This window comes from Streptomyces sp. NPDC001709 (assembly GCF_053596375.1).
In genome coordinates this window covers 56355-70019 of record NZ_JBSFGB010000045.1, presented here as the reverse complement: position 1 = coordinate 70019, position 13665 = coordinate 56355, and the positions used below count along the sequence as shown (strand labels likewise).

General features: G+C 74.3%; 10 protein-coding genes. 3 read left to right on the top strand and 7 right to left on the bottom strand.

What is annotated here, in order from left to right; all coding sequences use genetic code 11:
• Positions 1–4255 (top strand): HAD-IC family P-type ATPase (locus tag ACWC0C_RS40695; RefSeq protein ID WP_450869612.1); only part of this gene is annotated, 4255 nt, incomplete at its 5' end.
• A 600-nt stretch (positions 4256–4855) separates the two neighbouring features.
• Here ACWC0C_RS40695 and ACWC0C_RS40690 read toward each other — a convergent pair.
• Entirely contained in the window at positions 4856–5935 is a 1080-nt protein-coding gene (locus ACWC0C_RS40690; RefSeq protein ID WP_450869611.1) for an NADH:flavin oxidoreductase/NADH oxidase, read from the bottom strand.
• A 131-nt stretch (positions 5936–6066) separates the two neighbouring features.
• Here ACWC0C_RS40690 and ACWC0C_RS40685 point away from each other — a divergent pair, with 131 nt between their 5' ends.
• Positions 6067–6423 carry an ArsR/SmtB family transcription factor gene (locus tag ACWC0C_RS40685; RefSeq protein WP_449199642.1) on the top strand — a complete coding sequence of 119 codons (357 nt, stop codon included), beginning with the start codon at positions 6067–6069 and terminating at the stop codon, positions 6421–6423.
• A 35-nt stretch (positions 6424–6458) separates the two neighbouring features.
• Here ACWC0C_RS40685 and ACWC0C_RS40680 read toward each other — a convergent pair whose 3' ends face one another.
• Both ACWC0C_RS40680 and ACWC0C_RS40675 read right to left on the bottom strand, forming a co-directional pair.
• Positions 6459–7832 carry a nucleobase:cation symporter-2 family protein gene (locus tag ACWC0C_RS40680; protein ID WP_450869609.1) on the bottom strand — a complete coding sequence of 458 codons (1374 nt, stop codon included), beginning with the start codon at positions 7830–7832 and terminating at the stop codon, positions 6459–6461.
• A 140-nt stretch (positions 7833–7972) separates the two neighbouring features.
• Positions 7973–9307 carry an FAD-dependent oxidoreductase gene (locus ACWC0C_RS40675; protein WP_450869608.1) on the bottom strand — a complete coding sequence of 445 codons (1335 nt, stop codon included), beginning with the start codon at positions 9305–9307 and terminating at the stop codon, positions 7973–7975.
• A 196-nt stretch (positions 9308–9503) separates the two neighbouring features.
• Here ACWC0C_RS40675 and ACWC0C_RS40670 point away from each other — a divergent pair, with 196 nt between their 5' ends.
• Positions 9504–10082, top strand: a complete 579-nt coding sequence (locus ACWC0C_RS40670; protein ID WP_450869607.1) for a DUF6214 family protein — start codon at positions 9504–9506, stop codon at positions 10080–10082.
• A 47-nt stretch (positions 10083–10129) separates the two neighbouring features.
• Here ACWC0C_RS40670 and ACWC0C_RS40665 read toward each other — a convergent pair whose 3' ends face one another.
• From ACWC0C_RS40665 to ACWC0C_RS40650, 4 genes are all read right to left on the bottom strand, one after another.
• On the bottom strand, positions 10130–10798 hold the full coding sequence (locus ACWC0C_RS40665; protein WP_450869605.1) for a TetR/AcrR family transcriptional regulator: 669 nt from the start codon (positions 10796–10798) through the stop codon (positions 10130–10132).
• A 176-nt stretch (positions 10799–10974) separates the two neighbouring features.
• The gene (locus tag ACWC0C_RS40660) at positions 10975–11664 is read right to left on the bottom strand and encodes an HAD family hydrolase (RefSeq protein WP_450869604.1); all 690 of its coding nucleotides are present in this window, start codon (positions 11662–11664) and stop codon (positions 10975–10977) included.
• Positions 11665–11970: 306 nt separating this feature from the next.
• A complete protein-coding gene (locus ACWC0C_RS40655; RefSeq protein ID WP_450869602.1) occupies positions 11971–12906 on the bottom strand; it encodes a M56 family metallopeptidase in 936 nt (311 codons plus the stop codon).
• 87 nt (positions 12907–12993) lie between these two features.
• Entirely contained in the window at positions 12994–13551 is a 558-nt protein-coding gene (locus tag ACWC0C_RS40650; protein ID WP_450869600.1) for a DUF5134 domain-containing protein, read from the bottom strand.
• Between the last annotated feature and the right edge of the window lie 114 nt (positions 13552–13665).

Here is a 13665-nt window from a genome sequence, read left to right as displayed (position 1 = left end):
CCCGGCACGCGCCGTACCCGCGGCGCGTGCCGGGGTGCGCGGCGCGGACGCCGCCGTACGAGTGGGCCGGGTCGCGCGCAACGCGCTGCCCGGCGCCGGTGGCCACTGGCGGGCCGGTGCCCGTGCCCATCTCGCGCTGCGGCCCGTGGTGCCGGAGCGGGTCCGGCGCGTGGGCGGCACGGCGCAGCTGGCGCGCCGGGTGGCCGAGACGCTGGCCGAGCGGCCCGACGTGCTGGTCGCGTACTGGGACCAGGGGCTCGCGCGGCTGGTGGTGACGGCGACCGGCGAGGAGGCCGCCGACCGGGTCGTCGCGCACGCCGCCGACCTGGCCGAGCGGCACGGACTGGTGCTGTCCGGCGCGGACGTGGACGAGACCACGCATCCCGCGGACCCGGCCGGGGTGCGCGCGGCCGTGGCCACACTCGCCGCCGACGGGGTGGGCATCGGCGCCGCAGTCGCCGCCTACCTGCTGCGGCTGCCGCCATCGCCGCGCCTCGCGACCGCGGTGGTGACGCTGCTGCGGGAGAACCCGCACTTCCGGGCCCGGCTGCGCGCCCGGCTCGGGGACTCCCGCATGGACCTCGTGCTGGCCTGCGCCAACGCCGCCGTCCACGGCGCTGGGCAGACCCCGACCTCCCTCCTGCTGGACGCCGTCCTGCGGGCCTGCCAGGTGGCCGAGACGGTGGCGCGTGCCGCCGCCTTCGACGCGGTGCACGACCGGCTGTGCGCGCCCGGCCGCGTCAGCCTCCCGGCCGACGGCGCCGCCCGCCCGCCGCTGCCGGAGACCCCGGCCCAGAAGTACGCCGACCACGCCGCCGCGGGCAGCGTGCTGGGCGCCGCGGCCACCCTGCTGGTCAAGCACGACGGCGCCGAGGCCGCCGAAGCGGTCCTCGCGGGCTCCCCGAAGGCCGCCCGCTACGGCCCCGCCGCCTTCCACGCGCTGCTGAGCGCCGCCCTCGCCCGCACCGGCGTGCTGGTGCGCGACCCGGACCGGCTGCGCCGGCTGGAGATGGCCGGCACGGTCGTCCTGCACCCGAGCGTGCTGCGCACCGACGAGGGCGAGGCCGACCCCTGGGCCGAGCCGGTGCTGGACGCGGCCCGCCGGGCGGGACTCAGGGTGGTGCTCGTGGACGACCCCGCCCTGGAGGACTTCACCGGCCTCGCCGACCAGGTCGTGGACGCGCGCCGACCGCTGGACGACGTGGTGTACGAGGCGCGCGGGGACGCGGGCGCGGTGCTCGCCGTCGCCCGGGTGCGCGCGGCCGACGAGCACGACGTCCTGGCCGGGCTGTGCGCCGCCGACATCGCCCTCGCCCTGACCGACCGCGAGGGCGCCGTGGTCTGGGGCGCGGACATCCTGGCTCTGCACGGGCTGCCCGATGTGTGGCGGGTGCTGACCGCGATCCCGGCCGCCCGCATGGTCGGCCGGCACGCCCAGACCCTCGCCCGCTCCGGCGCCGCGCTCTCCGGTCTTCTCGTGGCCATCGGCGAGTCCGGCGGCGGCCAAGGGCGCCTCGCCGCCCTGCCGGGGCTGCGGCACGCCCCCGTCGACGCCGGCGCCGCGACCGCCCTGCTGTCCGGGGTACGCGCCGCGCTCGGCGTCGCGACGGCCCGGCCCCCGCACCCGCGTCCGCGCGTGCACTGGCACGAGCTGGACCCCGAGCAGGCCCGGGAGCGGCTGGAGCACGAACCGGCCGACGAGGGCGGCGCGTTCGAGGGACTGACCGCTCGCGTGCGCAAGGCCGCCGCCGGTGTCGCCCGGAACCCGGCCGTCGCGCCCGCGCGCTGGTCCTACCGGCTCGGCCGCGCCGTACGCGGTGAACTCCACGACCCGCTCACCCCGGTCCTCGCGGTCGGCTCGGCGGCGTCGGCGATCCTCGGCTCCGTCGTGGACGCGCTGCTCGTCGTCGGCGCCCTCGATCTGAACGCCTTGGTCGGTGGCGTGCAGCGGTTGCGTGCCGAGCGGGCGCTGTCCGGACTCCTCGCGGAGCAGCAGCGGAAGGCGCGTCTGGTGCCACCGGAGGAGGAGGCACCGGCCGGCGGTACGCGCACCGTGGACGCGGGCAAGCTGCATCCGGGCGATGTGATCCAGCTGAAGGCGGACGACGTGGTGCCCGCCGACGCCCGGCTGCTGTGGCAGGACGGCCTGGAGGTCGACGAGTCGGCGCTGACCGGCGAGTCGCTGCCGGTGGAGAAGCAGACGGACCCGACCCCGCACGCAGTCGTCGCCGACCGGCGCTGCATGGTCTTCGAGGGTACGACCGTGGCGGCCGGCCAGGCCCGGGCCGTGGTGGTCGACACCGGTGAGCGCACGGAGGCCGCCCGCGCCGTCCATCTCGCCGCGCGCACACCCCCGGCCGGCGGCGTACAGGCCCGGCTGCAGGAACTCACCCGCGAGGCACTGCCGTTGACCCTGGTGGGCGGCGCGGCGGTGACCGGGCTGGCGCTGGTTCGGGGCACCCCGATCCGGGAGGCGGTCAGCGGTGGCGTGGCGGTGGCCGTGGCGGCCGTACCGGAGGGGCTGCCGCTGGTGGCCACGGTCGCGCAGCTGGCGGCGGCCCGGCGGCTGAGCCGCGGTGGTGTCCTCGTCCGTACCCCGCGCACCCTGGAGGCGCTGGGCCGCATGGACACCATCTGCTTCGACAAGACCGGCACCCTCACCGAGAACCAGCTGCGGCTGGTGCGCACCTCCGACGCCGACGGCACGGTCCGCGCGGTCGACGACACCGGGTCCGCCGGCACCGTACGGGCCGCCGCCCGCGCCTGCCCGCACCCCGACGGCGGCTCCGAGCAGCCGGTGCACGCCACCGACGAGGCCGTGCTGGCGGCGGCCGGACCCGACCCGGACTGGACGCAGGAGGCCGACCTGCCGTTCGAGGCGGCACGCGGATATGCCGCAGCCGTCGGCCGGAGCGGGGACGGCCCGCTCGTGCTCGTGGTCAAGGGTGCCCCGGAGACGGTGCTGCCCGCCTGCTCCGGACTTCCCGCGGACGTCTCCGAGGCGGCGCAGACACTGGCCGGGGACGGGCTCAGGGTGCTGGCGGTGGCCGAACGGCGGCTCGGCGCGGACGGGCGGGAGGCCGCCGACGTCCTCGAACAGCCGCTGCGGGACCTGGAGTTCACCGGTCTGCTCGCCCTGTCCGACGTACCGCGCGAGACCTCCACGGCGCTGGTGGAGGGGCTGCACAAGGCGGGCGTCCGACCGGTCATGCTCACGGGCGACCATCCGCAGACCGCACGGGCCATCGCCGCCGACCTGGGCTGGCCCGAGGACATCGTCGTGGTCACCGGGGACGAGCTGGCGGCGGCGGACCGGGCGGCCCGGGCCCGGATGCTGCGCGACGCGGGCGTGGTGGCGCGGGTCGCGCCCGAGCAGAAGCTCCAGGTCGTGGAGGCGCTGCGGGACGCGGGCCGGGTCGTCGGCATGGTCGGCGACGGCGCCAATGACGCGGCGGCCATCCGCGCCGCCGACATCGGGGTCGGCATCAGCGCGCGCGGTTCGGCCGCCGCGCGCAACGCCGCCGATGTCGTCCTCACCGACGAGGACCTGACGGTCCTGATCGACGCGGTCGGCGAGGGCCGGGCGCTGTGGCACAGCGTGGCCGACGCCATCGCCATCCTGATCGGCGGCAATGCGGGCGAGGTCGGGTTCGGCATCCTCGGCACGCTGCTGTCCGGCCGGGCGCCGCTGTCCACCCGGCAGATGCTCATGGTGAACCTCTTCACCGACCTGTTCCCGTCGATGGCCGTGGCGGTGACCGAGAAGGACGACGCGCCCGGCACGCTACGCGCCCGCACCGCATCGCCCGAGGACGGCGAGCCCGGCATCGTACGCCTGCGTAGCGGCTCCCCCGAGGACGCCTCCGCCGTTCTCGGCGCGCCCCTGCTCCGGCAGATCCGGCACCGGGCGCTGACCACCTGCCTGGGCGCGGTGACGGCATGGCTGATCGGCCGCTTCACACCCGGCAGCGCGCGCCGCTCCAGCACGATGGCGCTGTGCGCGGTGGTCGGCACCCAGCTGGTGCAGACGCTGCTGGACCGGCGCGAGAGCCGTCTGGTGCAGGTGACCTGCCTGGGTTCCGCCGTGGCGCTGGTCACGGTGGTGCAGACCCCGGGCGTCAGCCACGCCGTCGGGTGCACCCCGCTGGGTCCGGTGGCCTGGGCCGGGGTCCTTGCGGCGGTCGCCCTGGCCCCGGCGGGGCAGCGGGTGCTACCCCGCCTGGAGGAGACGGTCGGCCGACTGCTACCGGGCTGACGGGCGGGGGCGTTTGTGTTGGGTCTGGCTGGGTCGGGTGGGGTCGCTTGTGCTGGGTCCGGTTCGGTCGGGCGGGGTCGTTTGTGCTCGGTCCGGTTCGGTCGGGCGGGGTCGTTTGTGCTCGGTCCGGCTCGGTCGGGCGGGGCGGCTTGTGCTGGATCCGGCTCGGTCGGGCGAGGTCGTTTGTGCTGAATCCGGACCGGCTGGGTGGGCTGCCTGCGCTGGGACCGGTTCGGTAGGGCGGCGCCGCTTGTGCTGGGACCCGTTCGGTAGGGCGGGGCCGCTTGTGCTGGGACCGGCTCGGTCGGACGGGTCGTCTGTGCCGGGACCGGACCGGTCGGGTGGGCGCTTGTGCTCGGTCCGGCTTGGTCGAGTGGGGCCGCTTGCGCTGGGTCCGGACCGGCCGGGCGGGCTGCGTGTGCTCGGTCCGGACCGGCCGGGTGGGCCGCCTGTGCTCGGTCCGGACCGGGCAGGTGGGCCGCCCGCGCTCGGACCGAGCGGCGGGATCACCCGCGCCCGATCCGTCCGGCGAGATCGCCAGCGCTCGGCCGGCCGGCCCGCGGCGCCGTGCACGGACCGGTCGGTGAGGTCGGGCGCTTGTCAGACCGACCGGTGGTACGGGTCCGGGACCCTGACCTCGCCGCCCAGTTCTCGGGCCGCGTGCCGGGCCCAGGACGGGTTGCGCAGCAGCTCGCGGCCTAGCAGGACGGCGTCCGCCTCGCCGTTCGTGACGATCTTCTCGGCCTGCTCGGCCTCGGTGATCAGTCCTACGGCGGCGACGGGCAGCGGCGTCTCGGCCTTGACCCGGGCGGCGAACGGCACCTGGTAGCCGGGCCCGGTCGGGATGGTCACGCCGGAGGCGTTGCCGCCGGTGGAGACGTCGAGGAGGTCGACGCCGTGGGCGTGCAGGTCCCGGGCGAAGCGGAGCGTGTCCTCCGTGGTCCAGCCGCCGTCCCGGAGCCAGTCGGTGGCCGAGACACGGAAGAACACCGGCTTGTCCTCGGGCCACTCCGCCCGTACGGCGTCCACGACCTCCAGGGCGAACCGGGTGCGGTTCTCGTACGAGCCGCCGTAGGCGTCGGTGCGGTGGTTGGAGTGCGGGGACAGGAACTCATTGATCAGGTAGCCGTGGGCGCCGTGGATCTCGGCGATCTCGAAGCCGGCGGCGAGCGCCCGGCGGGCCGCGGCGGCGAACTGACCGACGATCTCGATGATCTGATCGACCGTCAACTCGGTGGGCACGGGGTGGCGTTCGTCGAAGGGCACCGCGCTCGGGGCGACCGGCTGCCAGCCGTGCGCCTCCGGTCCGACCGGCGCGCCGCCCTTCCAGGGCTGGTCGGTGGAGGCCTTGCGGCCGCCGTGCGCCAGCTGGATACCCGGCACCGTGCCCTGGGCGCCGAGGAAGCGGGTGATCCGGCGGAATGCCTCCACCTGTGTGTCGTTCCACAGGCCGAGGTCGTAGGGGGAGATCCGGCCCTCGGGCGCCACCGCGGTGGCCTCGACGATGATCAGGCCGGTGCCGCCCGCGGCGCGCGCCGCGTAGTGCGCGAAGTGCCAGTCGTGCGGGGCGCCCGCGAGCGGACCCTCGGCCTCGGCCGAGTACTGGCACATCGGGGGCATCCACACCCGGTTCGGGATGGTCACTTCGCGCAGGGTGATGGGCTCGAAGAGCGCACTCACGACGGACTCCATTCGTCACGGGACCGCTGGTCGACTCGTACGATAACCCTCGTACTACGAGACATGTCAAACTACGATGTCTCTCGTACAATGGTCGCAGCCGAGGAGATCCGTGACGAAGGGCAGCCGCCGTGACCGAGACCGCCACCGCCGGCCGCGCCCTGCCGCACCCGGAGCGGGAGGAGATCCGGCTGGAGGCCGTGCTGCACGCCCTCTCCGACCCGATGCGGCTGCAGATCGTGCGCGAACTGGCCGCCCAGGAAGCGGAGTTGAGCTGCTCGCAGTTCGAACTGCCGGTGACCAAGTCCACCACCACGCACCACTTCCGGGTGCTGCGCGAGAGCGGGGTCATCCGGCAGATCTACCGGGGCACGGCCAAGATGAACGCGCTGCGCCGGGACGACCTGGAGGGTCTCTTCCCGGGCCTGCTCGACAGCCTCCTCGCCGCCGCCGACCGGCAGTCCCACCGCCTGGGCGACGGCACCTGAAGCAACCGCCTCGGTGGCACGTCTGGCGGCACGAGTCAGACGGCCTCTTCCGGGGCCTGCTCGGCCGTCACCCCTTCACAGCCTTCGGCCACGGCACCCGAACCTGCCTTCCCCGGAAGATGGTTGAACAGCAGGTTCAGTACGATCGCGGACACGCACCCCGCACTGATGCCGCTGTTCATCACCGTCTGGAACCAGTCCGGGAACTTCTCGTAGACCGTCGGCACCCCCACCGGCAGCATGCCGATCGCCACCGAGACGGCCACCACGGTGAGGTTGTTGTTGCCCTTGAAGTCGACCCGGGCCAGCGTCCGCAGCCCGCTCGCCGCGACCGTGCCGAACATGACCAGACCGGCGCCGCCCAGCACCGGCGCCGGGATCGCCGCGACCACCGCGCCCAGCTTGGGCAGCAGACCGAGCAGCACCAGGATCCCGCCGGCCGCCGCGACCACCCAGCGGCTGCGCACCCGCGTCATGCCGACCAGGCCCACGTTCTGCGCGTACGCCGTGTACGGGAAGGTGTTGAACACGCCGCCCAGCACGGTCGACAGACCGTCCGCGCGCAACCCGTCGGCGAGCGAGCGCGGCTCGACCTTCCGCCCGGTGAGCTCGCCGACCGCGATCAGGTCACCGGTCGTCTCCGTCATCGTCACCAGCGCCACCACCAGCATCGACGCGATCGCGGACGCATGGAACGCCGGTGCTCCGAAGTGGAACGGCGTGCTGATGCCCACCCAGTCGGCGTCCCCGACCCCGCTGAAGTCGGTGAACCCGAACGGCACCGCGACCGCCACGCCCACCACGATGCCGGTCAGGACGGCGACCCGGGCGAGGGCGGCGGGCGCGAACCGCTGTACGGCCAGCACCACCGCCAGCACGAAGGCCGCCAGCGCCAGATTCCTCGGCTCCCCGAAGTCCTTCGCGCCGACGCCGCCCGCCGCCCAGTTGCCCGCGACCGGCAGCAGCGAGACCCCGATGATCAGGATCACCGTGCCGGTCACCAGCGGCGGGAAGAAGCGCAGCAGCCTGCCGAAGACCGGCGCGAGCAGCATGATCGCCAGACCCGCGACGATCACCGCGCCGTAGATCGCGGGCAGCCCGCCGCCCGTCGTCCCGATGAGCACCATCGGCGACACGGCCGCGAACGTACAGCCCTGCATGATCGGCAGCCGGACACCGAACCGCAGGCAGCCGACGCACTGGATCAGCGTGGCGATCCCGCACACCAGCAGATCGGCGGTGATCAGATACGCCAGGTCGGCGGGCGACAGCCGCATCGCGCCGCCCACGATCAGCGGCACGGCGACGGCACCCGCGTACATCGCGAGCACGTGCTGCAGCCCGAAGGCGGCCAACTGCCGTACCGGTGGTATCTCGTCGACGGGGTGGACGTCTGCGGTGGTGGACATGGGGACTCCAACCTGGGCCGGGCGGGGGGACATCCGAACAGGACGAGACCGTAGGCGCCTTGAACAGTTTGTTGATTTCCGGTCTGTTGCCGGTGTGTGTCATGCCCGCCGTGCCGTCGGGGAATCCCCGGCCCCCAGGGCTACGCCGAGCGGGCAGCCGTGAGCAGGGCGTCCCAGTCGGCCAGCTTGACCACGCTCCGCCCGAGCCGTTCGCCCAGCTCGGCCTCGGCCCGCTCGATCGCCAGCCAGCCCGCCCACGGCACGGGTTCGGCCCCGGCCGCCCGCAGCGCCGGCACCGGATCCGCGGGCACCTGCCGGCGCAGCAGTGCGGGAGCGTCCGCGAGCAGGGAGGCCACCGTCTCCTTGGCGCAGGGCCGGTTGGTGCCGATCACACCGGTCGGGCCGCGCTTGATCCACCCGGCGACGTACTCGCCGGGGGAGGGGACGCCGTCGCGTACGACACGTCCCGCCGCGTTCGGCACCGTGCCGCTCGAGGCCTCGAACGGCAGTCCCGCCAGCGGCACTCCGCGATAGCCCACCGAGCGCAGCACCAGCTGGGCGGGCACCTCCTCGAACCGTCCGGTGCCCGTCACCCCGCCCTGCCCGTCCGGCACGGTCTGCTCGAAACGCACGGCACCCACCCGGCCCGCGTCCGCGAGCAGCTCCACCGGGCGCAGGAAGAACCGCAGGCCGATGTGCCGGGCGGCGCCGGCCGCGGGCCGGGCGGCCCAGCCGCGGAGCACCTCCAGATTGCGGCGCTGTACGGCGGGCAGGGTGGCGGGGTCCGCCGGATCCAGCGCCAGGTCGGCCGGATCGACGGTGACTTCGGTGCCGGGCAGGGTGCCCAGCTCGCGCAGCTCCTTGGTGGTGAAGCGGGCCTGGGAGGGGCCGCGCCGGCCCACCATGTGCACCTCGGTGATCCCGCTCGCCGTCAGCGTGTCCAGCGCCGCCTGCGGCATGTCCGTCGGGCTGAGCTCCGCGGCACCCCGGACCAGCATCCGCGTGACGTCCACCGCCACATTGCCCACGCCGATGACGACGGCCGACCGCACCGCGCGCACGAAGCCCGCGTCGGCCGTGTCCGGGTGCGCGCTGTACCAGGCCACGAACTCGGTCGCCGACCAGCTGCCCGGCAGCTCCTCACCCGGTATCCCGAGCCGGCGGTCGGCGGCGGCGCCCACGCAGTACACCACCGCGTGGTACAGCTCCCGCAGCCGCTCCACCGGGACTCCGCCGGGGCCATCCACCCGGACCCCGCCGAGGAACCGCACCCGCTCGTGCTCCAGTACCGTCCTGAGGCTGCCCTGCAGGGACTTGATCTTCTCGTGGTCCGGGGCGACACCGTAACGGACCAGGCCGTACGGGCACGGCAGCCGGTCCAGCACGTCCACGCACACCTCGGGATCCTGCTGAACCAGGCCCTGGGCGGTGTAGCACCCGCTGGGCCCCGAACCGACGACGGCGACACGCAGCACAGCGAAACTCCTCGACCGAAGGAGGTGGTGTGCGGACGCCACCAGCATGGCACCCCCGGGCCCGCGGCGGCAGGGTCCGGCGGGGTGACCCCGGCGCGTGTCCGTTCCGTATGGAATGCGATCATGCGGTTACGTAGCGTGTGTGCTAGAAGCATCCTTGCTTAATCTTTCTGATCGGAACACGGAGGACGGCGCGGTGTCCGTGTGGCCCGCGTGGAAGGTGCGGGAGCGCGGCGGCACCACCTCCTGGTTCCAGGTCCGGCTGGCCTTCCCCGACGGCGCACGGGTCGACGCCCTGGCCGTCGTGCACGAGGGATGCCTGTCCATCGAGGACGTCAGGGCCCGGCCGGCCCTGTCCCTGGCCGACCTGGCGGGGCTCGCGGGCTGGATCGAGGGTCCGCTGTTCGAGTCCTGCGGGGTGGAGCGGTCACACGAGGCCGACGGCGACGAGCCACCCGAGGCGCGGCTCGAACCGGAAGCCGAGGGCGAGAACGAGAAGGGGGACGGTGGCAAGGAGGGTGACGGCGGGGCGGGGGACGGCGGGGCGGAGAACGTGCTCTGCGCGGCGCCGCGACGCGCCCGGCCGGTCTGGCCGCGTGGCATCGAGGGCCGTCGGCTCGTCGCACAGGAGTACCGCACCGCGCAGCAGGAGGGCGCCGACCCGGTGCTGGCCGTGATGAGGGCGACCGGACACAGCCGCCGCCGCTCGCTCAGACTGATCGCCCAGGCGCGGGACGCCGGGCTCCTGACACCCCGTCATGCCCGCCGCGCCTGAGGCGGGTTCCGGCTACCTGACCCCGTCTCAAGGGGCCGCGACCCGTCTCAGGGGTTGGCCGTACGCTCCTCCGTCGCGAAGAACCGGGACAGGTCCCGCTCCCGCGCCTCCGTGCCCGACTCGCTCTCCGGCGGGACACCCGACTCCCAGTCGAGCCCGTAGCGCCGGAACAGTTCGGCCCGCAGCACCGGAATGGGCATCGCCGCCCCCGGGATCAGCGCCGCATACACGGCCCCCATCAACAGGGCCCGCAGCATCGGATAGTCGGCGGCGACGTCCTGGGAGCCGTATCGGGTGACGGTGTCGCTGAGCAGCTCCGCCAGCCGGCGCTGCTCCGGGCACGCCACGAACCCCTCCGCATGGAGCAGCCCCGCCATGTGCTGCCGCATCAGCACCGGCCGGTCGCGGGCGAGGCCCAGGATCGCGTCGATGGCCCGGGCGAGGCGCTCCCGGCCGTCCTCGGTGCGCGGTTCCCGCTCCAGCGCCTCCTGCAGCGTGCCGTGCATCAGCCGGTGCACGGCGGACTGCACCAGCTGGCGCTTGCCGGGGAAGTAGTACGACACCAGTCCGCGCGCCGAACCGGCCCGGTCCGCGATGTCGCCCAGCGTGGTGGCCTCGAAACCGTGCTCGTCGACCAGCTCCACCGCGGCCTGTAGCAGCCGCTCCCGGGAACGCCGCCGCAACTCTTCATTGACCGAGGCGCTGCGCGGGGACATCCTGAAACTCCTGCGTTGACTGGCTGCCAGCCAACTATACTCAACGCAGTGGGCGCCGCCATTGCGCGGGCCCTGTCCAGGGCTGCCGTCCGTCTGGGGCGACGCGGGGGATCGTCTCAGGCGGGCGGCGTCGGCTACCAGGGCTGACCGCTGGCGGCCGAGGGTCTCCCGGGCCCTCAGCCCACCAGATCCAGCACCGGCAGCAGCGCGTCGGGCCGGTCCATCACCGGCAGATGGTCGACGAAGTGCACCCGGCAGCCGAGCGCGGCCGCGCCACCGTCCGCCTCCTTGCTGTCACCCACCATCACCACCTGACGCGGGTCGGCGTCCAGTGCCGCACAGGCGACCGAGAACAGCCGCGGATCCGGCTTCTGCACGCCGTGCTCGTACGACAGCACATACGCGTCCACATACCGGTCGAGCCCGTGCTCGCGGAACACCGGCCGCAGATCCCAGCCGATGTTGCTCACCACGCCCACGCCGACCCCGCGCTCGCGCAGCGTGCGCAGCACCTCTGCGGCGTCCGGGTACGGGGTCCAGGCGGCGGGGGTCTTGTGCCGCTCGTACAGCGCGTCGTGCAGCCCGGGGTCGGGCAGCGGCACGCGCCGGGACAGACCCGTGTACGCGGCCCGGTGCAACTCCGCGCTCTCGTCCCGCACCGCCCAGACCTCGGCCAGGTCCTCCGGAAGTTCCACCGGATTCGCACCGCCCGGCAGCGCACCGGCCGCCTCCAAGGCCCTTGCGGCCGCCCGGAGTTCGGGTTCGGGCAGGGCGTGACCCGTCTCCGTCAGTACGGCCCGCAGCCAGGACTCGGTGGACTCGACGCGGAACAGCGTCCCGGAGAAGTCGAACAACACGGCAGTCATGCGGCCGACCTTATCGGGGGCCGGTCACCAGGCGTGTCGGCGCGACCGAAGACGCCCAACCACACCCGGGTCACGCCCACCTCCGTCACGGAGACGTACGCCATCGGGCGCAGCTCGCGCCGAAGCGGTGCGGCAGGGTCCTCGGACGGGGCCGAGGTCGCGTGGGGCTGCGGTGCATGCGGTGCCCGACCAGTGGACGGTCGGCAGTCGACAGTTGACCAGGGGCAGTCCGCCGTCGATAGCCGGCCAACGTTAGTCGACAGTGCGCAGCCAGCGAGGTCAGCCGCCTGCCGTCCCTCCTCGCCGTCAGCCGAGCGCCCGCAATCCGGGCATCAGGGCCACCAGCACCGGGATCACCGGAACCAGCGCCGCCAGCGCCGTCAGGCGCAGCCGTCGCAGTGCGGGGAGCCGGTCAGGGGGAGTGAGCAGCCGGTGTACCCGCTGCGTCACATGGGCCTGCGGGGTGGGGCAGGGCCCGAACACGCCCCGCTCCTCGTTGAGTTCGACGAGTGCCAGCGCGGTCGTCAGCCGGCCGAAGCGCCGTGAGGCCATGTCGTCGGCGGCCAGTTCGACCAGCCGGTGCATCTCGTCGCGGAACGCCGCGAACACCGGCACCTGCGGGAACCCGCCGGCCAGCGCCGCCGAGCAGTGCAGCAGCCAGTCGTGCCGGGCCTGCGCGTGGCCCTGCTCATGGGCGAGGAGCGCGTCCAGCTGATGCCCCTTCAGGCGGCGTAGCGCGGCCGTCGTGATCACCAGCCGGGGTGCCGCACCCGGCAGCCACCAGGCGTCGGGACGCTCGTCCTCCAGCACCGCCAGCCGGCCGCGCGAAGGCTCCTCGCCCGGCAACAGCGGGGCACGCACGAGGAGTTCGGCCCGCCGGGTACGCCGCCGGGTGCGGGCCCGTACGACCTCGCGCACCAGCATCGCCAGGCTCCACAGGCCACCAGCGGCCAGTAGTACGGCAGTGGGTGCCGCCCACGGCCCGGCCGTGCCGAGCGCGTACGCGTCCACGACCGCGCGCGGAGCCCGGGCGAACACATGGCCGCGCACCGCCAGCCAGGCCGCCGACGCACTGAGCGTCATCGACAGGAGGCAGCACAGCAGGACGGCCGCCACGAGGCACTGCCACACCCACAGGGCGAGGACCGGTTCGCGGTCCGGCCAGTCGGCCCGGGCGAGCAACCGCGGGGCGACGACGGCGAACAGGGCGCCGAGCAGCAGCAGGGTCATGGGGACCAGCATGGTCAGCACCCTATGAGCGTGAGGCCGCTCACCGGTACGGTCCGTGCTGGCGAAGTGACGCAGACAACGCGCCCGCACAGACGCCGCTCACATGGTCAGCAGCATCGCCACCATGCCGATCCCCATCGACAGCCGGCAGGCCCGTGCCAGCTCCGGCCGGTCGCCCCAGCGGGCGGAGCCGCCGCCGGCCCCGGCCACCGCGACGGTTGTCGGCACCAGACGGGCGCCGGTGAGCAGCACGTAACCCGCGAAGTACAGCAGCAGCGCGCCGGTCAGCAACGGCACCCCGGCACCGTCGTGCGCGTGGTGAACGCCGGGCGGGGCCGCGGCCATCGCCACCGACATGTAGACCATCGCGCAGGCCCCCACCAGGTGGTGCAGATGATGCGGGGCGGCACGCGCGGCCCACAGTGCGCGCAGCGCCGCCGCGCCGAACACGGCCGCGTACACCGGCCATGCCCACCTCGGCGGCGTGAACACCGCCGCCGGTACGGCCATCACGGCCATACCGAAGCCCATCAGCGCCTCGCCGCCCGCGGCCCGGCGCTGCTCCTCGACGTCGCTGCGCATCCGCAGCAGGCAGTAGGCGCCGGTCGCCGCGCACAGGGCGACCAGCAGCCACGTTGCCGGCACCGGTCCGTGCACGCGCACCTCCCCGTTCGACGGTCGGGTCCGAGAGATGCGATGCCCACGTCATACGGAGCGCACGCGAGCGCAAGGATGTACACGGGGAGCATTCGAGGGAGCACGGCAGGTGAG